The 18,704-nt window shown below is 66.6% G+C and carries 17 protein-coding genes; 12 read left to right on the top strand and 5 right to left on the bottom strand.

Annotated elements, in window-relative coordinates; translation table 11 throughout:
* Window positions 1-2: 2 nt before the first annotated feature.
* From ACG0Z6_RS10990 to ACG0Z6_RS10970, 5 genes are read left to right on the top strand one after another with little or no spacing between them, the layout of a single operon-like run.
* On the top strand, window positions 3-635 hold the full coding sequence (locus ACG0Z6_RS10990) for a hypothetical protein (protein ID WP_394461300.1): 633 nt from the start codon (window positions 3-5) through the stop codon (window positions 633-635).
* Between the two features lie 2 nt (window positions 636-637).
* Window positions 638-1,981, top strand: a complete 1,344-nt coding sequence (locus ACG0Z6_RS10985) for an HlyD family type I secretion periplasmic adaptor subunit (RefSeq protein WP_394461298.1) — start codon at window positions 638-640, stop codon at window positions 1,979-1,981.
* On the top strand, window positions 1,978-3,303 hold the full coding sequence (locus tag ACG0Z6_RS10980) for a methyl-accepting chemotaxis protein (protein ID WP_394461296.1): 1,326 nt from the start codon (window positions 1,978-1,980) through the stop codon (window positions 3,301-3,303). The genes ACG0Z6_RS10985 and ACG0Z6_RS10980 overlap by 4 nt, the downstream gene beginning before the upstream one ends.
* Before the next feature lie 43 nt (window positions 3,304-3,346).
* Complete coding sequence (locus ACG0Z6_RS10975) at window positions 3,347-4,177, top strand: HDOD domain-containing protein (RefSeq protein WP_394461294.1); 831 nt, start codon at window positions 3,347-3,349, stop codon at window positions 4,175-4,177.
* A gap of 40 nt (window positions 4,178-4,217) precedes the next feature.
* Window positions 4,218-5,810, top strand: a complete 1,593-nt coding sequence (locus tag ACG0Z6_RS10970; RefSeq protein WP_394461292.1) for a diguanylate cyclase domain-containing protein — start codon at window positions 4,218-4,220, stop codon at window positions 5,808-5,810.
* 49 nt (window positions 5,811-5,859) lie between these two features.
* Here ACG0Z6_RS10970 and ACG0Z6_RS10965 read toward each other — a convergent pair whose 3' ends face one another.
* Window positions 5,860-7,545, bottom strand: a complete 1,686-nt coding sequence (locus ACG0Z6_RS10965; RefSeq protein WP_394461290.1) for a SulP family inorganic anion transporter — start codon at window positions 7,543-7,545, stop codon at window positions 5,860-5,862.
* Between the two features lie 202 nt (window positions 7,546-7,747).
* On the opposite strand from ACG0Z6_RS10965, the gene ACG0Z6_RS10960 reads away from it, so the two are divergent.
* Window positions 7,748-8,167 carry a GNAT family N-acetyltransferase gene (locus ACG0Z6_RS10960; RefSeq protein ID WP_394461288.1) on the top strand — a complete coding sequence of 140 codons (420 nt, stop codon included), beginning with the start codon at window positions 7,748-7,750 and terminating at the stop codon, window positions 8,165-8,167.
* A 124-nt stretch (window positions 8,168-8,291) separates the two neighbouring features.
* Window positions 8,292-9,215 carry a pseudouridine-5'-phosphate glycosidase gene (locus ACG0Z6_RS10955; RefSeq protein WP_394461286.1) on the top strand — a complete coding sequence of 308 codons (924 nt, stop codon included), beginning with the start codon at window positions 8,292-8,294 and terminating at the stop codon, window positions 9,213-9,215.
* Here ACG0Z6_RS10955 and ACG0Z6_RS10950 read toward each other — a convergent pair.
* The 4 genes from ACG0Z6_RS10950 to ACG0Z6_RS10935 form a co-directional block, all read right to left on the bottom strand.
* Entirely contained in the window at window positions 9,212-10,690 is a 1,479-nt protein-coding gene (locus ACG0Z6_RS10950; protein ID WP_394461284.1) for a diguanylate cyclase domain-containing protein, read from the bottom strand. The genes ACG0Z6_RS10955 and ACG0Z6_RS10950 overlap by 4 nt on opposite strands.
* A gap of 197 nt (window positions 10,691-10,887) precedes the next feature.
* Window positions 10,888-11,568: a ribulose-phosphate 3-epimerase gene (rpe, locus tag ACG0Z6_RS10945; protein WP_394461282.1), complete on the bottom strand. Its 681-nt coding sequence runs from the start codon at window positions 11,566-11,568 to the stop codon at window positions 10,888-10,890.
* Between the two features lie 105 nt (window positions 11,569-11,673).
* Window positions 11,674-12,087, bottom strand: coding sequence for a hypothetical protein (locus ACG0Z6_RS10940; protein WP_394461280.1), 414 nt, complete (start codon window positions 12,085-12,087; stop codon window positions 11,674-11,676).
* A gap of 35 nt (window positions 12,088-12,122) precedes the next feature.
* Window positions 12,123-13,817 carry a PEP-CTERM sorting domain-containing protein gene (locus ACG0Z6_RS10935; RefSeq protein ID WP_394461278.1) on the bottom strand — a complete coding sequence of 565 codons (1,695 nt, stop codon included), beginning with the start codon at window positions 13,815-13,817 and terminating at the stop codon, window positions 12,123-12,125.
* A gap of 250 nt (window positions 13,818-14,067) precedes the next feature.
* Between ACG0Z6_RS10935 and apaG the strand changes: the two genes are divergently transcribed.
* The 5 genes from apaG to ACG0Z6_RS10910 all read left to right on the top strand — a co-directional run bounded on the left by apaG (window position 14,068) and on the right by ACG0Z6_RS10910 (window position 18,677).
* On the top strand, window positions 14,068-14,442 hold the full coding sequence (gene apaG, locus ACG0Z6_RS10930) for a Co2+/Mg2+ efflux protein ApaG (protein ID WP_394461276.1): 375 nt from the start codon (window positions 14,068-14,070) through the stop codon (window positions 14,440-14,442).
* Window positions 14,442-16,442 carry a site-specific recombinase gene (locus tag ACG0Z6_RS10925; RefSeq protein ID WP_394461274.1) on the top strand — a complete coding sequence of 667 codons (2,001 nt, stop codon included), beginning with the start codon at window positions 14,442-14,444 and terminating at the stop codon, window positions 16,440-16,442. Before apaG ends, ACG0Z6_RS10925 begins: the two co-directional genes overlap by 1 nt.
* Window positions 16,443-16,553: 111 nt before the next feature.
* On the top strand, window positions 16,554-17,744 hold the full coding sequence (mltA, locus tag ACG0Z6_RS10920) for a murein transglycosylase A (RefSeq protein ID WP_394461272.1): 1,191 nt from the start codon (window positions 16,554-16,556) through the stop codon (window positions 17,742-17,744).
* Window positions 17,741-18,007: a hypothetical protein gene (locus ACG0Z6_RS10915; RefSeq protein ID WP_394461270.1), complete on the top strand. Its 267-nt coding sequence runs from the start codon at window positions 17,741-17,743 to the stop codon at window positions 18,005-18,007. The genes mltA and ACG0Z6_RS10915 overlap by 4 nt, the downstream gene beginning before the upstream one ends.
* Before the next feature lie 124 nt (window positions 18,008-18,131).
* The gene (locus tag ACG0Z6_RS10910; protein WP_394461269.1) at window positions 18,132-18,677 is read left to right on the top strand and encodes a peroxiredoxin; all 546 of its coding nucleotides are present in this window, start codon (window positions 18,132-18,134) and stop codon (window positions 18,675-18,677) included.
* Window positions 18,678-18,704 lie beyond the last annotated feature (27 nt).

Genomic DNA, 18,704 nt, shown 5'->3' with positions numbered 1-18,704 from the left:
GCATGGCAGGCGGAAAAAGCAGCGCTGACTCCTATTGGCCAGGGTTTGTAGATGCCCTCACCAATGTGGTCATCGCCATGATCTTCGTGGTGGTGGTGTTGGCCATTTCTCTGGCTTTCGCGGCCCAGATGATGGGCAAGCGCATCGCGCAAAAAATCATCGACGAACACATGGCCAAGCAGGTCAAGGTGTCAGCCCCGGCCTCAACGCCGACACAGGGCGCCACGCTCACGGGCGATGTGGCCCAGCGCAGCCCCAACTCGGTGGCACCGGGGGTGATTCGCATCCCCGTGGCCGGGGGTCAAAGCAGCAGTGGCAGTGGCGGCGGCGCTTTGAAGGAAGTACCCAATGTGCTGCGCCTGGACTTTGAGGCCAGCGCGCTGACGCTGGACGACAAAGCCACGGAGCTGCTGCGCAAAGCCGCCAGCCCCTACAAGCAGGTCAAAAAGGTGGTGGTGGTCGGGCGCGGCCCAGCCATGGACATCTCGGACAACCAGCGCGCCGTGTACTTGCGCGTGATGTCGGTGCGCAATGTGCTGCTGGAGGTGGGTTTCCCGGCCGATCGCATCGAGGTGCAGATGGACGCACAAACCCGAGCCCCCAGCCCCTACGTCACAGTGTCTTTCACGGAGTGATCATGAGCGCCGCCCTGACCTCATCGCCCCCCCAGTCCAACGCCGGTTTGGAGTTGCTGGCGCAGCACCTGGACGAGAACCTGGGCCTGCAGCGCCGGCTCATCAAACCCCGCGTCTTCATCTATGCCGCTGGCGCCGTGTTGACGGCCCTGCTGGCTTGGGCCGCGCTGGCCGATATCGACCGCGTCGTGCACACCCAGGGCCGCATCATCCCTTCGGGCAAACAACAACTGGTGCAGCATTTGGAAGGCGGCATCGTGCAGCAGGTGTTTGTGCGCGAAGGCGATGTGGTGCGCAAGGGCCAGCCGCTGATTGCCGTCTCGGCCATGCAAGCCAACTCCACGCTGGGTGAAAAGCGCGCACGGCTGCAAGGTCTGTCCGCGCGCATCGCGCGGCTGCAGGCCGAGGCCGATGGTTCGGCCAAGCTGACCCACGCCGCCAACACCCCAGTCAACAGCGACATGACCGAGCAGGCCGACGCCTTTGATGCTCGCGTCTCCAAGCTGCAGCTGTCGCTGCGCGTGATGGACGAGCAGATCGGCCAAAAGCGCCAAGAAGCTGCCGAGCAGGAGGCGCGCCGCCAAGGTCTGCGCTCAGAGCTTGACGTGGCGCGCCAGCAGCTCAATCTGGTGCAAGGCCTCTTGAGCCGCAACGCCGCCTCGCAGCTGGAGCTGCTCGATGCCAAGGCCAAGGTCGAGCGCCTGGCCACGCAAATCCGCGAGAGCGAATCGGCCATTCCGCGCTTGCAGCTGGCCGCGGCCGAACTGCAGGCCCGCGCCGCCGAGCTGCGCGCGCAGTTCCGCTCTGAAGCCCGCACCGCACTGGCCGATGCACGCGTGGAGCAGCAGCGCCTGGAGCAGGAAATCCGCGCCGACGACGACCGCGTGCGCCGCACCGTCATGCAAGCGCCCGCGGGCGGCACCGTCAACAAGCTGCTCTTCAACACCGTGGGTGGGGTGGTCAAGCCTGGCGACACGCTGCTGGAAATCACCCCCAGCGACAGTGGCGTGCTGCTGGAAGCGCGCGTGTCACCCACCGACCGCGGGCCGCTGCAAGCCAGCCAGCCCGTGGTGGTGAAAGTCGGGGCCTTTGACTACACCGTCTACGGCACCTTGCGCGGCAAGATCAGCGAGATCAGCGCCGACTCGCTGGTGGACGAACGCGGCGAGCGCTACTTCCGCGTCACCATCGAAGTCGACCCGGCTGACGCGGCCCGGTTCAAGCAACCCCTTTCCCCCGGCATGACGGTGACGGCTGACGCCGTGACCGGTCAGCGCACCGTGCTGCAGTACCTCCTCTCGCCCATCCGCGGCCTGGCCGCAACAGCCTTTAGAGACACCAAGTGAGCGAAATCACCAAACGTGCCCTGCCCGCACAAGGCGCCCAGCCCGTCAGTGGCAGTCTGAGCCGCGTCCACGGCCTGCTGGTCTGGATGCCATTGGTCGCGATCATGTTGGGTGCTGCTGGCGCCTGGCACTTCGTGAGCTTTGCCTTCATCTCCAACCCCTTCCTCAACGGCACCATCTTGGCCGTGATGTTGTGGGGGGCGTACTCCATGTCCACCCACGTGCGCACCGCCTACCGCGAAGACCGCGTGTTCTTTGCCGGCATCGACTGGTTGCGCAAAGGGGCGTGGAGCAACGAACCCGACCCCCGCCTGGGCCCCGACGCCTTTGTGCTGGGCATGCTGGAGCGCTTGGAAAAGCTCGGCCTGGGCCACCAGGTCTATATGCAGAGCGCGGCCATGGAGCCCGAGATCGAAGCGCTGGAGCACTACTTCTCGAAGAAGCAGGAGCTCTCCAACTTCCTCGTCGGCCTGATGGTGGGCTTGGGGCTGTTGGGCACCTTCATCGGCCTGCTGGAAACGCTGATTGCCACCTCCGAGCTGATTGGCGGCATTGCCACCAGTCTGGCGGGCAACGGCAATATGGACAGCGAGTTCGGCAAGATCGTCGGCGGTCTGCAAAAGCCTCTGGCCGCCATGGGCACGGCCTTCTCGGCCTCGATGTTCGGCCTGATCGGCTCCATCATGCTGGGCTTCCAGTCCGTGGTGGTGAACAAGACCGTGGCGCGCCTGGTGGACAACATCCGCGAGGAAGTGCTGTCGCTGGCCGAAAAGTCCAAGGCCAACGCCAATGTCGAAATCACCGAGCGCTATCTGGCCACGCTGATGGCCGACATGCTCGAACAACATCGCGCCAGCGAAGAACGCCTGGCGCTGGTGGCACAGCAAATCCAGGACCTCACGCCCTCCATCCAGCAAGCGGCGCAGTCCAGCCACAGCCTGGCCGCGAGCGTGGCGCAGCAGCAAGAGGCCCTGGACCGCACCACGGCGGCGGTGGGTCAGGTGCGCGATGTCGTGCCTCTCATGGCCGAACTGGCGCAGTGCACCACGCAAAGCCTGCAGGAGGCCGAGGGCGCCCGCAGCGAGCTGCGCGTGGTGGCCCAGCACCTGCCTGACCAAGCCGCCATGGGCGAGGACCTGCGCCGCGCGCTGGGCGCCATGGGTGAGCTGCGCCAGCAAGTCGAACAAGCCCTGCGCAGCAGCAAGGAGCTCAGCGTCGAGGTGCGCCAGCAAAGCGCCGTCATCAAGCGCCTGGACGCCATGATGTGGAACGACGAGAAGGCGGCGGTGCGCGAAGCCATGGAGCGTGGGCCACGGGGTTGAAGCCCCTGCCCCGTGTGATTGCAAGTCTTAGGAGCTGCCCACCATGAATTTCATCGACGACGTTCTCTCTGGCCGTGTGGCCCTGCCCATGGTGCCGCGCGTGATCGAGCGCCTGCTGCGGGTGCTGCGCCAAAACGATGCCAGCCTGTCCCAAATCGCTGATGAGCTGGAGCAAGACCCGGTGCTGGGCTCGCGCGTGCTGCGCATGGCCAACTCCTCCTTCTTTGGCGGGCGGCGCTCCATGAGCTCGCTCACTGACGCGGTCTCGGCCATTGGCTTTCAGTCGCTGGAGACCCTGCTCATCGCCAGTGGCGCGCAAGCAGCGTTTTCCGATGTGCCCGGCGTGAACCTGCGCCAGTTCTGGCTCACCTCGGTGATGACGGCGGCCTGCGCACGCCAGATCGCGGGCGTCATGAAGGCCAACGGCAACACAGCCTATGCCGCCGGTCTCTTGCAGGGCGTTGGGCATTTGATTTTGTGCAAATGCCACCCCGATCTGGCCATCGAGGAGTTCTCCTCCATGACCCAGCTGTGGGGCCCGGCCCTGGCCGAACGCGAGAACGCCGTCTTTGGCGTGGACCACGCACGGGTGAGCGCCATCTGGGCCGACAAACTCGGCATGCCCGAGGAGGTGGTGCTGGCCATCGACCACTCCCTGGACCCACCCATGAGCAGCAGCCAAGCACTGTCGGGCGTGCTGCAACTGGCTTGCGCGGTGGCAGCAGCGGCGGCTCAGGGCGAATCGCTGGAAGAGGCCATGACGCAAATCGACCAAACCCTGCTGAGCAACCCGGCCCTGTCGGCCTACACACAAAGCGAAGACTTCGCCACCGACTTCGCCACGCTGCAAACCATGCCAGCACCGTTGAACTGAAGCGCCAGAGCGCCTTCCACCCCAATACCGGAGAAGCCCCGTGTCATTCATCCGCCTGATTTGGGCACTGCTGAGCGCCGTCTTGCTGCTGTCGCTGGGCGTCAGTGCCGCACTCGCGCTGTCCCTCAACACGCACCCTGGCAAGGTGCTGGGGCTGCTGCGCATCGACATCGCCTGGCTGCTGCTGAGCCACACCTTGTTGGGCGGGCTGGGCTTTTGGGGCTTGAGCCGCATCGAGCGCATCGCGCGCGCACCGCTGGACGACTTCTACTCCCAGATCCGCGGCCTGAGCGACCACCAGTTCATCGCTCTCAAAGAACCCAAGGTGCTGGAGTGGGTGGAGCTGTCCAAGTCCCTCAACGTCATGGTGGCGCGCATGAAGCACATGATCGAAGAGCGTGACCGCGCACTGGGCAAGCTCGAAGACAAGATGTCGCACGACCCGCTCACCCTGACCTCCAGCCGCGAGGTGTTCACCGAGCAGCTGCGCATGGCACTCAAGGAGCGTGCCGACGGCGGCAGCGTGGCCATCATCCGCGTCAACGACTTGGACGGACTCAACCGCCGCCTGGGCCGCAACCGCACCGACGAATGCCTGGTGGCCATGAGCACGGCCCTGCGCAGCCACCTGCTGATGGAGCTGCCACCCGAAGACTTTGTGCTGGCGCGCATGAACGGGGCCGACTTCGGGCTGCTGCTGCCCGACAGCAATGCCCAGGCCCTGCATGAGCGGCTGGAGCGGCTCAACACCGCCCTGCTGCCCATGGTGCGCGAAGGCCTGACGGACAACCACCAGCCCGCCTACTTTGGCGGCACCACCTTTGTGCAGGCCGAGGCATTTTCCGCGCTCATGGTGCGCGTGGACACCATGCTCATGAACGCCGAGAGCAAGCACCAGGCGGTCTCGGTGACCACTGCTCAGCAGCAAGAGCGCGTGCTGGCCATTACGCAGTGGCGCACCATTCTGGAAGAAGCCTTGGCCACCGGGCACTTTGCGGCCGAATACCTGCCTGTGGTCGACAGCCGCGGCCAGGTGGTGCATGAGCTGCTGGAGCTGCACCTCATTGAGCCCGACGGCGCGCGCATCCCGCCGCATGAATACCTGCCCCCGGCCATCCGTTGCGGGCGCGTCATCGACGTCGAACTCAAGGCCGTGGAAATCGCGTTGGGCCGACTGCAAAGCGACGAACAAGCGCTTTGCGTGCCCCTGTCCTGCGCCAGCGTGGCGCGGCCCATTTTTGTGCGCCGCCTCAGCGAGCTGCTGCAGCGCAACCCCGATCACAGCCGCCTGAGTTTTGAGCTGCAAGAGTCGGCCAACCACCCGGAATACCTGCGCTCACTCAAGGTGCTGGGCGACATCGCCAAAGCCCACGGGGGCTTGGCCCTGGGCGTGGTGCAGTACGGCACCCATGTGGACCTGGGCGAGCTGCTCACCCAGACCCCGTTGAGCCATATCCGTGTGCACGGCGGTCTGTTGCAGCAAGCCCAGCAGCCCTCGGTGCAACGCTTTTTGGAACAGCTGCGGCGCCAGTGCGTCACACAAGGACTGCACCTCTACACCGACAGTGCCGAGCGTGCCGCTGCCGCTGCGCCGGAACTGGCCAAACTCCTGGACACCCGCGCCAGCATCTGAGCGGCCGACCTCAAATGTCAAAGGCCCACCGCAGCGTGGGCCTTTGGCTTTAGGGCGTCACCCAGTCCTCAGGCGGGTCGTCCGCCAACATGGCTTGGTGGGTGGAGACAAACACCCGCCCCCGGAACCATTCCTTCAAACCCGCTGCTTTAAGGCTGTCCAGCACCGGGCCTTTGACCTCGGCCAAGTCCAGCTGCAACTCAAAGCGCGCCAGCTCCTCCTGCAAGTCCCGCAAGGCCTGCAGGCCCGAAGCGTCGATGTGGTTGACCGGGCTCATGTTCAGCACCACGCGCCGCGTGGCCGGGTAGTAGTGCAAGCGCTTGGCCAGGTGGCGCAAGGCCACGTCCACCAGACGCCGCGCGTTGGTGAACAGCAGGCTTTCGTCCACCCGCAAACCCATGGCCGTGGGGTGCAGCTGCACGCGAAAGCGTTCGGCATTGCGGTAGTGCTCGGTGCTGTCGATGCGCCCAATCAGCGCCACATGCGGCACCGCCGTGCGCTGCAGCAGCAGGGCAATCGAGCCCAACACCCCCACGCCCAAAGCCAGGCTCACGCTCACCAGCAGGGCCAGCAAGGCCACCACCACCATCAGCACTGCCTCGGCGCGGGCGTGCCGCCATGTCTGGACAAAGGGCTTGATGCTGAAGCCGCTCAGCACGGTGAAGAAGATGATGGCCCCCAGCACCGAGCGCGGCAGCCAGGCCAGCGCCGGAGCCAGTGCCCAGGCCGCCAAGGCCATCAACACCGCCACCATCACCCCCATAGCGCGCGTGCGCGCCCCGGCCTCATACGCCAGTGCGCTGCGCGAAAAGCTGCCCGCCACCGGCATGCCGCCGCTGAGCGCCGCGGCCATATTCGCACCGGCCAGCCCCAGCATCTCGCGCCGCGCGTCCACGCGCGTGCCTGCGCGCCGCCCCAGGGATTCCGCCACCACCAGGCTGCTGACATAGGCCATCAGCGCCACCACCAAGGCGGTGGGCGCCATGCGCCACCACAGCGCAGAGTCCCAAAGCGGCAAGCCCAGCGGCAGACCCAGCTGCGGCAATTCACCCAGCACGCGCGGCGCCATCACATGGTGGCTGCCCAGGGCCCAGGCCAAGGCCATGCTGGAGAGCAGCAGCAGCAAGGGGAAGACGCGCCCCCAATGCCGACGCGGCCCCTGCATATGGTGGCGCACCAGGGCCAACAGCATCAGCGCCACGCCCCCCAACAAGGCGCTGGCCGCATGCCAGGGCCAACCAGCCTGGGCTGCATGCATGAGCAGCATGGGCAAGTTCGAGCCTTGCACCGACGAGCCCAGCAGCACCGGGATCTGGCTCACCGCAATGGCCAAAGTAGCCCCGGCCTCAAAGCCGGTGAGCACCGGCAAACTCAGCAGGGACGACAAGGCGTCGAGCCGCAGCAGCGCCGCCAAGCCCAGCAGCAAACCTACCTGCGCAGCCAGCACCAAGGCCCCCGCGGTGGGGCTCACCCCTTGGGGCAGTTGCCCCAGCGCCTGCGCCACCAACAGGGCCAGCACCGCCACGGGGCCCACCGCCAGGTGCGGACTGGAGCCCAGCAGCGCATAGGCCAGCATGGGCAGAACGCTGGCGTACAGCCCCACCTCGGGCGGCAAACCGGCCAGCGCGGCATAGGCCAGCGACTGCGGAATCAACAGCACCGCCACCATCAGCGCGGCAGGCATCTCGGAGGACAGCGATCTCAAGTCCAAACGGGACGTCAATGGGTTACTCATGCCCGGCATTGTCGCGAGTTCCTCCCGCATGTCGCTCGCCGACCGCCCACTCGGGCGTGTCTCCCGCGAATGAATGGCTCCAAAGCCCCCGATCACGGCCCAACTTCCCCGATTTGCGGGGGCGGAAATTGCACCTGGCTGAGGCACAGTGCGCGCAGCCTTTCCCAGGCCACACCGGCCCTCTTGTTGCAAGTTCGTTCCCATGTCTGTTGTCGTGCGCCTCTTTGAACCGGCCGACCATGCGGCAGCCTTTGCCCTGTGGCGCCAGACACCGGGCTTGCGCCTGGGCGTGGCCGACACGCACGAGGCGGTGATGCGGTATTTGCTGCGCAACCCCGGCATGAGTTTTGTGGCGCTGCACGACAAGCACCTGGTGGGCACCGTGCTGTGCGGGCACGATGGGCGGCATGGCCAGATGCATCACCTTGTGGTGCACCCCAGCCAGCGCCGCCGTGGTCTGGCACGCCAGCTGGTGCGCCTGGCAGTGGCCGGCCTGCGCGAACAGGGCATCGATAAATGCCAACTGCTGGTGCCGCGTGAAAACCTCAAGAGCCGCGCCTACTGGCTGCGCTCGGGCGCTGATGAGCGCAGCGGGCTGATGGTCTACACCCTCAGCCTCTGAGCGCTCGGCCGCCGCAGCGGCCCATTGGGGCGAGGAAGCGCAAGCACAATGCGGGCTCCACGCCGCACAACCTGCTTCTTGTCCTATGGCCCTGCCACCCTGTCCACCCCACCCCGCCAGCGCCATGCCCTGGCACCCCGTGCTTGAGGTCCACGAAGAAGTGGCGCAAGCCCTGCTGGATGGCCGTGCTGTGGTGGCGCTGGAATCCACCCTCATCGCCCATGGCATGCCCTGGCCGCAAAACCTGCAAACCGCACAGGCGCTGGAGGCCATCGTGCGCGAGCAAGGCGCCGTGCCCGCCACCATTGCCGTGCTGCACGGGCGGCTGCATGTGGGGCTGGATGAGCGCCAGCTGCAGCAGCTGGCCCAAGACCGCGGCGTGGCCAAGCTGAGCCGCCGCGATCTGGCGCGCTGCATGGTCAGCGGTGGCCATGGCGCCACCACCGTGGCGGCCACCATGTGGGTGGCGCACTTGGCCGGCATCCGCGTGTTTGCCACCGGCGGCATTGGCGGCGTGCACCGCGGCGGCGCGCAGAGCTGGGATGTCTCGGCCGATTTGCTGGAACTTGCCCGCACCCCCGTGGCCGTGGTGTGCGCCGGGGCCAAGCGCATCCTGGACCTGGAACGCACGCTGGAGGTGCTGGAAACCCATGGCGTGCCCGTGCTGGCGCGGGAGCAAGACGAGCTGGCGGCCTTTTGGTGCCGCCGCAGCGGCCTGCGCGCCGACGCGCGACTGGACGATTGCGCGGCCCTGGCCGCCGTGGCGCGCCAGCACTGGGCCCTGGGCGGCGCGGGTATGGTGGTGAGCAACCCCATTCCAGCCGCATATGCGCTGAGCGAAGCAGAGGTGGACGGCTGGCTCTTGCAAGCCGAGGCCGAGGCCCAGCAGCAAGGCCTGCGCGGTCAGGCCCTCACCCCCTATGTGCTGAGGCGCATGGCCGAACTCAGCGGCGGGCGCAGCCTGGCCAGCAATATCGCGCTGGTCAAGCACAACGCCGCGGTGGCCGCCAGTCTGGCGCTGGCGCTGGCAGCGCCCCCAAGCCCCTAACCCACGGCGGGGCGCCAGGCCTGCAGGGCCTCGCCCTTGTCCAGCAGCGGGCGGCGGCTTTTGCGCCGGTACATGTCGCGGTCAGCCAAGCGCAGCAGCATGTGCACAGAGCTGCCGTCCTCGGGAAACACCGCCACGCCAATAGCCGCACTCACCACCAAGGGTGCGTCGGCTTCAGGCAAGTGAATGGGCTGGGCAATCTGCTCCAGCAGCTTGTCACACAAGCGCTGCACAGTCTCATCGTCACCAACATCGGGCAGGATGAGCACGAATTCGTCCCCGCCGATACGCCCCACGGTGTCGGCCTCGCGCACGCTGGTGCTGAGGCGTTCGCCAATGACCTTGAGCACTTCGTCGCCCATGTGGTGGCCGTAGGTGTCGTTGACGGGTTTGAACTCGTTGAGGTCAACAAACAGCACCGCCAGACGTTGCTTGTGGCGCTGCGCGCCGAGCAAGGCCCGCTCCAAGCGATCGTGCAACAACCGCAGCGACGGCAAGCCCGTCAGCGCGTCGTGGTTGGCGAGGTGGCGCACAGCCTCTTCGGCACGGGCGCGCCGCTCCACCTCTTCGCGCAGTGCGCTGTGGTTTTGCTGGACGGCGTCGGCCATCTGGTCAATGGCCGCTGAGAGTTCGCCAAATTCATTGGGGTCGGACAAACGCGTGCGCAACTCCAGGCGCCCCTGGCGCACACCGTGCGCCCAGGCCTGAAGCGCCTCAATGGGCCGCCGCACTTGGCGCGCCAAGGCCACCGACACCAACAAGGCATTGAGCGCCAGCAACACCAGGGCCACAGCGGCCATCCAGATGGCGCGGCTGAGTTGAGCCTCGGCCGCCTGCCACTGCAAGGCGCTGCGGCTTTGCAGGCGCTGGCGCAAGTCGCTCAGCGGCTGCATGATTTGCGCCTTGGCATGCCGGTACTGCTCACCATGCAGCAAGTCCACCGCACGGCGCCAGGGGCTGTCGCTGCCGGCATCGGCGTCGGCTTTGTCGACCAGGCCCATGGCCTCCTCTTCCAACGCAATCAGCGCCTCGGAGCGTTGGTGCGAGGTGCTCAGCAAACGCGCCTCTTCAGCATCCAGGCCCACGTCGTGCATGCGCTGCATCAACGACTGCGGCGCACTGGCTGGCACCATCACCACCAGGGGCGCGGAGGCCCCTGCCACCGCCATGCGATCCCAGTAGGTCGCGTCGTAGTCTGCAGCAGGCGCCTCCTGCCCTGCCCTGATGCGCCAGATGCTGCGGTAGTAGCTGCGAAAGCGCGGTTCACGCGTCACCACGTACAGCCGCGCCATTTGGGTGAGGTCGTCCGAGCTTTTTTGCATCAGCGCCACCAGCGCGTCGCTTTGGCGCAGGTGCAGCTCAGCTCGAGCGTACTGTCGGTAGGTCACATAGAGTTGGACCACCGCCAACGCGCACATCAGCGTGAGCGCCATTTGCAGGCTGCGGTGCCAAGCCAGCTTGTTTCGAATGAGCATCGCGGGCCATCATCCCTGCCCAGGGGCGGCGCCCATCACCGCCCACATCGGGGCAGCCAACCATAGCGCGCAGCGCCCGCAAAGTCAGCCCTGCTCACACCACTGAAGCGGTGCAGCCGCGTCACATCTGACGCCGCCGGGAGTTTCGGCAGACAGTCGATACCGCGAAGTGGGGACAGTCTGCGCCCGTGCAGCGCTCAGCGTGCCAGCTCAGCGCGCATGGCGTCGATGACGGCTTTGTAGTCGGGCTTGCCAAAAATGGCCGAGCCCGCCACAAAGGTGTCAGCACCGGCGTCGGCGATCTGGCGGATGTTGTCGACCTTGACCCCACCGTCGACTTCGAGACGGATGTCACGCCCGCTGGCTTCGATGATGCGACGCGCACGCTCGAGCTTCTTGAGCGCGCTGGGGATGAAGCTCTGACCACCAAAGCCGGGGTTGACGCTCATGATGAGCACCAGGTCCACCTTGTCGATGACCCACTCCAGCACGTCCAGCGGGGTGCCAGGATTGAACACCAACCCCGCTTGCTTGCCTTCGGCCTTGATAAGCTGCAAGGTGCGGTCCACATGCGCCGAAGCCTCGGGGTGAAAGCTCACCAGATCGGCCCCGGCCTGGCAAAAGGCCTGGGCCAGCGCATCCACGGGCTGCACCATCAGGTGCACGTCGATGGGTGCGGGCGTGCCGTCGGGCTTGAGGGCGTGTGGGCGCAGTGCCGCGCACACCATGGGCCCGAAAGTCAGGTTGGGCACATAGTGGTTGTCCATCACATCGAAGTGAATCCAGTCCGCACCGGCGGCCAGCACGTTGCGAACCTCCTCGCCCAGGCGGGCGAAGTCAGCGGACAAGATGCTGGGGGCGATGCGGTAGGAGCTCATGGTGGGGACGGGGGCAAAGAAGGGGCAGAGGAGGCGCGGCAGCAGCGGCTGCACGCTTGGCCGCGCATTGTAAAAGCTCGGCCATTGACGCGCCGCGCTGCACGCCTACATGCAGCGCAGCAGTTTGGTCGGCGCGTCGCGCCGCAGGCGGTAGACATCGGGCCGCGCCGCGCCGGGTGCTTGCACCTGCAGCGTGAGCTCCGCCCCCTGCACCGTGCCACGGATCTGCACGGGCTGGGCAGCTGCCGCGGCACGAGGCCCCTCGTCGCGCTGGGCCATGGTTTCTGAATCCATCAGCGGGCCCGGCTCCTGCAGTGCCGTCGCCACGAATTGGCCTTGAGCATCCAGCGTCAGCCCCCCCTGCACTTTGGCGCTGGCGCAGGAGGTTTCCAACACAGCGCCCTGGGCATCCGCCCGGAATTGCGCGCCGGGCGCGCCCCACAGCCCTTGCAAAACGGCGCCTTGAGCCATGTCAGCCACCAGTGCGAGTGATGAAATCATCCAAATCCAGCGGCGCATGAGGCGTCCTTTGAGGGCGTGTTGGGGGGGCAAACTCAGTCAGCGCGGCGGCGCACAAAGGCCAGCAGCAGCACCCCGGTGAGGAAGAGCGCGTAAGTTTCGGGCTCGGGCACCATCTGCGCCACATTCACCTGCGCCACCCAGGTCGACCAACGCGAGCCACCGGTGCCACCGGGGTGGCCGTCCTCAGGCCGGTTGTACTCTCTTGCGTACTGGCCGATGAGGTAGAAGTTCAGCTCGTCCTCAGGGTCCACCGACACCGCACTGTAGTCACCCCAGCGCTGGCGGCCGACCGCAGCCAAGCCAAAACCACTGCCGTTGTGATAGTCGTTGGTGAGGCTTTCTTTGAGCAGCAGCTCACCGCCGAGCTGGCTCAGGCTGCCGTCGGCATTGGTGGCAAATGCGCGCGCCATGAAGCTGATCTTGCCCGTGGCCGCATCCAGGCCCGAGCGGTTGTAGCCCACCACCACCTGGCCTTGGCTGTTGACAGCCAAAGAGCCCTGGTAGTAGTCGTAACCGGCCTCACCAATATCGCCCTGCGCCAGGACGGCAAAGGTCTGTGCGTCGATCACCGTGTAGCGAATGCGGGACTCGTCCAGGCCATCGGCAGTGCTGTCGACCGTCTGCACCGAGTAGATGCGGCCATTGACCTCGTAGACGCTGCTGGAGATGCGCTCATCCAGCGTGGACACGATCCGCCTGTTGGCCGCCACGTCCGCCGGTTGTCGCCCTGCGCCTGGCGCGGTGAATGCGGCCACGCCCAGGTATTGCACATCGCCTTGGGTGGCGCCGCTGGCCGAGTCCGCGCTCAAGCCATTGATGGTGTAAGCGACGTTGTCATAGTTGAACGCCGAGGCTGCCACGATCTTGCCGGGGCCAGAGGCTGAGTTGCTGTTCACGCCCTGCAGCGCAAAGCCGCGATCCACCGAGCCCGCGCCGTTGTAGGGCGTGTTGAACTGCATCATGTTGGCCACGCTCGGGCCGCTGGCGTTGAAGAGGCTGTTGATGGGAATGGCGTTGAGCGTGGTGCCCCGGTAATTGCTGGCCCCCCCCGACGTCAGCGGCGCGAAATTATTGGTGCCGATGTAGACCGCATTGCGGTCCATGGCCAAGGTCGGGTAGTCGGCGGTGGCCCCAAAACCAAAGCCCGCATAACCCTCGAACTTGACCGATTTCCAGCCCCCCAAGGCATTGGAGTCGTTGGAGACGGCCACCATCAAATCTTTGGTGTTGGCGCCAAAGGCCACGGCAATCCAGCGCTGGTTGCTGGCGTTGTACATCACCCGCGTGTCGCCGTTGGTACCGCCGATTTGACCCGCAGCGGTCCAGAAATCGGTGTCCTTCCACAGCTGCTGGCGCGCCCCGGTGTACTTGTCAAACACAGCGTAGCTGCCATTGGTGGTGGCCATGTACTGAGTCTTGCCCACCGCACCGATGGTGTCGGGCGGGATGAAGTTGCGCCCCAGGGCCGCGTTGTCGTACTGGCTGATGGCCTCAAAGCCCAGCACATACGGGTTGCCTGTCGCACCGCGAAAGCCCAGGTCTCGCGAGTAGTTGAGATCCCACTCCGAAGGTGGAATATCAATTGGGGCCTCGCTCCGAGGGCCACTGGACTTGCTGCTCCAGTAGGGTTTGATCTCGCCAGACCAAGCACTTTGCGCACCCATCAATGCAAGGCAGACGGCAAGGCTCAGGCCAAGGCGCCGAGGGGATGTCCGAGTCACACTCATGATGCTCTTCCAAGTTGTGGATTCAAAAATTGCTGCCAAGCAGCTCACGGTGAGACCACGGTATGTGAAAGAACTCACATCCCAAAGCCCACCCCCCGCAGCCCAGTGAAGCCCGAGCTGGTGACAAACACCCGGGAAATCCTTTCTTGAATATGGCGGCTTTTTCGCTTCGTCCTATCCACTGACCCACAGCCCATGCCGGGTGCGTGGCGCGAGCACAGCCAGCGCCTGGGCTTCTTAGAATCCCCCCATGTCAAAGCCGCATCTGCACTGCCAAGTCCGCGTCGAGCCCTACGACGACGCCAGCGACCCGGCCAACCACCAGCACGCCTACACCTACACCATCACCATCGAAAACCGCGGCGATGTGGCCGCACAGGTGGTGGCGCGGCACTGGACCATCACCGACAGCCAAGGCCAGGTGCAGGAAGTGCGTGGTCTGGCCGTGGTGGGTCACCAGCCGCTGCTGCAGCCCGGCGAGCGTTTCGAGTACAGCTCCTGGGCCCAGATCGCCACGCCCCAAGGCAGCATGCAGGGGCGCTATTTGTGCGTCACCGATCAGGCCGAAGTCTTTTGGGCCGAAGTGCCCGAGTTCCTGCTGGCCCAAGCCAGCAGCCTGCACTGATGCTCACCGGCGGCGCTGCCCACCCCGCCCCAGATTTGGCAGCGCTGCTGCAAGCGGCCGACCCGCAGGCCGCGCTGGCCGAGCGCAACCTCTGGCTGGTGCGCCTGCTGCAGTGGCTGCGCAGTGCCGACGCCACCGCCACCCCGCCGCTCGACGACGCCACAGCCCAGACACTGCTGCGCCTGCAGCAGTTGGTGACGGTGCTGGAGAGCCAGCCCGAGCGTGCCCATGCCTGCGCCGCACTGGTCAGCCGCGTGTGGACCGATGTGGACGGCGTGAGCCTCTTTGCCGACGTGGGTTTTGCCCCGCGCGCCGCGCTGTGGAGCGAGTGCCTGGGGCGCATCCGCCAACGCCTGCTGCCCGCCTCGGCCGACACCGCCGACATGGCCCAGCTCTTTGAGCTGCTCTTCACCGACGAGGCAGACGCCCAGTGGCTGCGCGCCATAGACCCCGCGCTGCTGCAGCGCCTGCTGACCCTCTTTGACGGCGTGGCCCCGGGCGACTGGCGCCAGGAGATGCACGACGCCGTCACCGTGCTGGTCAGCGCCGTGCGCTCAGCGGGCTTGTCCAGCGAGCTGCGCCGGCGCATGGACCCGGCCTTGCTGCAACAGCGCCCCTTTGCCCGCCTGGCCAACGCCTGGGAGACCCTGCAGCACAGCGTGCAAGCCGGACCCAGTGTCGAGCTGGCCCAAGCCGAAACCCAGCTGCGCGAGCTGCTGACGCAATGCCGCGTGGCCCTGCGCAGCCTGCCCGAACACCTGGAAGAACACGGCGTGTCGGTGAACCTGATGTTTGCCGCCGAGCAAACCGAGGCACGCCTGGCGCGCATCGAAACCCTGGTGCACTGCCTCACCCACGCCCAGCCACAAGCGCAGATGCAGGCCCTGCTGGCCGGGCTGGTGAGCGAACTGCACCAGCGCCGCAGCCTGCGCACGCTGTTTGCCAGCCACTATTCGCTCCTGGCGCGCAAAGTGGCCGAGCGCAGCGCGGAAACGGGCGAGCACTACATCACCCGCACCCGCGACGAATACCGCGACATGCTGCGCCGCGCGGCGGGCGGCGGCGCTGTGATTGCGGGCACCACCTTTGCCAAATTCGCCGTCATGGCCCTGGGCTTGACGGCGTTTTGGTCGGGCTTTTGGTCTGGCGCCAATTACGCGCTGAGCTTTGTACTCATCCACCTGCTGCACTGGACCGTGGCCACCAAGCAGCCTGCCATGACGGCCCCGGCCATGGCCGCCAAGGCCCAGCACATCGACAGCGACGCCGGGCTGCAAGGCTTTGTGGACGAGGTGGCGCACCTGGTGCGCTCGCAAATGGCGGGCATTGTGGGCAACCTCGCCCTGGCCTTCCCGCTGGTGCTGCTGGTGCAGTGGCTGTGGCGCCTGGCTTTTGGCGCGCCGCTGGTGGGGCCTGAGCCAGCCCACTATGTGCTGCACAACCTCACCGTGCTGGGCCCCACCCTGCTGTTTGCGGCCTTCACCGGCGTGCTGCTGTTTGCCTCCAGCCTGATTGCGGGCTGGGTGGAGAACTGGTTTGTGTTTCACCGCCTCGACAGCGCCATTGCCTGGAACCCACGCCTGCACCAGCGTCTGGGCGCGGCCCGCGCGCAGCGCTGGGCGCTGTGGTGGCGCGCCAATATCTCAGGCCTGGCGGCCAATATCAGCCTGGGTTTGATGCTGGGTTTGGTGCCCGCCGTGCTGGGCTTTTTCGGCCTGCCCCTGGAGGTGCGCCACGTCACCCTCTCCAGCGGTCAGCTCGCCGCCGCACTGGGCGCGCTGGGGCCAGACCTGCTCAGCACCAGCACCTTCTGGCTGTGCGTGCTGGGCATTGCAGGCACCGGGGTGCTGAATCTGGCAGTGAGCTTTTATCTGGCCTTCAAAGTGGCGCTACGCTCGCGCGGCATTCGCGTCGAGCAGCGCAGGCGCGTGCGCAGCGCCATCTGGCAGCGGCTGCGCCAGGCACCGCTAAGTTTTGTGCTGCCCCCACCGCAGGCCTAAGGTTCATCGTCCCGCGGCAGCTCGCCGCGCCGCCGCCCCGAAAACATGGTCCACCAGACAATGAACAACAAGAGCACCAAGGCCCCCAGTGCTTCCAGGATGATCACCCACATGCTTGCTTGGCTCCTTCGCGCACGCCCACGGCTGACGGCGCTGACCGCCCTGTCTTTGGGCGGGCTGATTCTAGGCACGCTCAGCGGCTGCAGCAGCCCACCGGCGCAGACCCCCACGGCACCTGCAGCCCCCGCCAGCGCCGCCAGCAGCCCCGCAACAAGCCCCGCGCCCGAACCCGCGCGCGTCACACTGCTGCGCGAGCGCTCACGCTGGGTGGCGGCGGATTGGGCCGAGCTGCCGGGCTGGGGCGACGCCGCCCTGCGCCCGGCCTGGAGCGCCCTGCTGCGCGGCTGCGAGCGCCCGGCCCAAGGCTGGGCCCAGCTGTGCCAGCAAGCGCGCGCACTGGAGGCGCAAGACCCGCCCGACGAAGCCACGCTGCGCTTTTGGCTCATCAAGCAGCTGCAGCCCTACCGCGTGGAAGATTTTCAGGGCCAAAGCAGCGGCCTGCTCACCGGCTATTACGAACCCGAGCTGCCCGCACAGCGCCGCGCGCAGGGCAACTTCCGCGTGCCGCTGCTGAGCCCCGACCCACAGCTGCGCCGCCTCACGCGCCAGCAAATCGACACCCAAAGCCCCGAGCGCCTGGCACGCGCCGCCCTGGCTTGGCTGGAGGACCCGCTCGATGCCTTGGTGGTGCAAATCCAGGGCAGCGGGCGCTTGCAGCTCACCGAACCCGATGGCAGCACGCGCTGGGTGCGCGTGGCCTTTGCCGGGCACAACGACCAGCCCTACCAGTCCATCGGCCGCTGGCTCATCCAGCAAGGCGAGCTGCAAGCCAGCGAGGCCTCCTGGCCAGGCATCAAGGACTGGGTGCGACGCAACCCCAAGCAGCAGCGCGAGCTGCTGTGGCGCAACCCCCGCTATGTGTTCTTCCGCGAAGAACCCCTGCCCGACCTCAAGCTCGGCCCGCGCGGCGCACAGGGCGTGCCGCTGACACCCGGTCACTCCGTGGCGGTGGACCGTCTTAGCGTGCCCTACGGCACCCCGCTGTGGCTGGACAGCACCGAGCCCCTCTCCAGCACCCCGCTGCGCCGCCTGGTGATGGCGCAAGACACCGGCAGCGCCATCGTGGGTGCCGTGCGCGCCGACTTTTTCTGGGGCTGGGGCCGCGAGGCCGAAGCCCAGGCCGGACGCATGAAACAAAGCCTGCGCCTGTGGGCGCTGTGGCCCCGCCAAGACACCCCATGAGCCTGCTCAAACGCTACCACTGCCACCTCGGCAAAGACATCTTCATCACCGCAGGCAGCGCCCGTGCGCTGGCACCGGGCAGCTTCGGCGTGTGCGCCATTGGCGGCGGCGCCGAGGGCTGGTCCATCGTGCATGTGGGCCCCGACGGCGACGTGGCCGACCTCGGCGGCGAGTACTACTTCGCCACCCCCGAGGAAGGCCTGGCCTTTGTGAAAGAACTCATCGAGCTGCTGCCCCCCAGCGCCGAAGCGGCCGCGGGTTGACGCTGTGGCGCGCAGGCCCAATCCCCTGCGCCAGCCAGGGCATTTGACGCCGCAAACTGATACAGCGGCCGCTCGGGAGACACTGCGGCGCTGATTGCCCACACAAACCCCAGGAGGCCCGACCATGAACCCTGTCCTGCGCGCACTTGCCCTTGCTGGACTCTTCGCACTCGCTCCGCTGGCGGCCCAGGCCGCACTCAAACCCGGCGACGCGGCACCGGACTTCAGTACCGAAGCCGCACTGGCGGGCGAGCCCTTTCGCTTCGAGCTCAAAGAAGCGCTCAAAAAGGGCCCGGTGGTGCTGTTCTTCTACCCCAAGGCATTCACCAGCGGCTGCACGCTGGAAGCCCATTTGTTTGCCGAAGCCACGCCGCAATTCCAGGCCCTGGGCGCGCGGGTGATCGGCCTGTCGCACGACGACATCGACACCCTCAAGCGCTTCAGCGTGGAGGCCTGCCGCAAGCAGTTCGCCGTGGCCTCTGACCCGCAGGCCCAGGTGATACGCGCCTACGACGCCAAGCTCATGCTGGTGCCCGATATGGCCGACCGCATCTCCTACCTCGTCACCCCCGACGGGCGCATTGCCGCGGTGCACGCCGCCATGGACCCCAAAGGCCATGTGCAAGCCATGCTCAAGGCCGTGGAGCAGTGGAAAAGCCAGCAGCGCTGAGGCTGGCAAGAAAAAACCCGCCGCGTC

The organism is Roseateles rivi (genome assembly GCF_043555845.1).
GTDB classification, from domain to species: Bacteria; Pseudomonadota; Gammaproteobacteria; order Burkholderiales; family Burkholderiaceae_C; genus Roseateles; species Roseateles rivi.
The sequence above is the reverse complement of the archived record's forward strand: the minus strand, read 5'-3'. Positions and strand labels throughout refer to the sequence as shown.

Excerpts from the sequence above, each read along its gene's own strand:
- ACG0Z6_RS10990 (WP_394461300.1), top strand. The coding sequence starts at position 3 with ATGGCAGGCGGAAAAAGCAGCGCTGACTCCTATTGGCCAGGGTTTGTA.
- ACG0Z6_RS10985 (WP_394461298.1), top strand. The coding sequence starts at position 638 with ATGAGCGCCGCCCTGACCTCATCGCCCCCCCAGTCCAACGCCGGTTTG.
- ACG0Z6_RS10975 (WP_394461294.1), top strand. The coding sequence starts at position 3,347 with ATGAATTTCATCGACGACGTTCTCTCTGGCCGTGTGGCCCTGCCCATG.
- ACG0Z6_RS10965 (WP_394461290.1), bottom strand. The coding sequence starts at position 7,545 with ATGAGTAACCCATTGACGTCCCGTTTGGACTTGAGATCGCTGTCCTCC.
- ACG0Z6_RS10960 (WP_394461288.1), top strand. The coding sequence starts at position 7,748 with ATGTCTGTTGTCGTGCGCCTCTTTGAACCGGCCGACCATGCGGCAGCC.
- ACG0Z6_RS10955 (WP_394461286.1), top strand. The coding sequence starts at position 8,292 with ATGCCCTGGCACCCCGTGCTTGAGGTCCACGAAGAAGTGGCGCAAGCC.
- ACG0Z6_RS10950 (WP_394461284.1), bottom strand. The coding sequence starts at position 10,690 with ATGCTCATTCGAAACAAGCTGGCTTGGCACCGCAGCCTGCAAATGGCG.
- rpe (WP_394461282.1), bottom strand. The coding sequence starts at position 11,568 with ATGAGCTCCTACCGCATCGCCCCCAGCATCTTGTCCGCTGACTTCGCC.
- ACG0Z6_RS10940 (WP_394461280.1), bottom strand. The coding sequence starts at position 12,087 with ATGCGCCGCTGGATTTGGATGATTTCATCACTCGCACTGGTGGCTGAC.
- ACG0Z6_RS10935 (WP_394461278.1), bottom strand. The coding sequence starts at position 13,817 with ATGAGTGTGACTCGGACATCCCCTCGGCGCCTTGGCCTGAGCCTTGCC.
- apaG (WP_394461276.1), top strand. The coding sequence starts at position 14,068 with ATGTCAAAGCCGCATCTGCACTGCCAAGTCCGCGTCGAGCCCTACGAC.
- ACG0Z6_RS10925 (WP_394461274.1), top strand. The coding sequence starts at position 14,442 with ATGCTCACCGGCGGCGCTGCCCACCCCGCCCCAGATTTGGCAGCGCTG.
- mltA (WP_394461272.1), top strand. The coding sequence starts at position 16,554 with ATGCTTGCTTGGCTCCTTCGCGCACGCCCACGGCTGACGGCGCTGACC.
- ACG0Z6_RS10915 (WP_394461270.1), top strand. The coding sequence starts at position 17,741 with ATGAGCCTGCTCAAACGCTACCACTGCCACCTCGGCAAAGACATCTTC.
- ACG0Z6_RS10910 (WP_394461269.1), top strand. The coding sequence starts at position 18,132 with ATGAACCCTGTCCTGCGCGCACTTGCCCTTGCTGGACTCTTCGCACTC.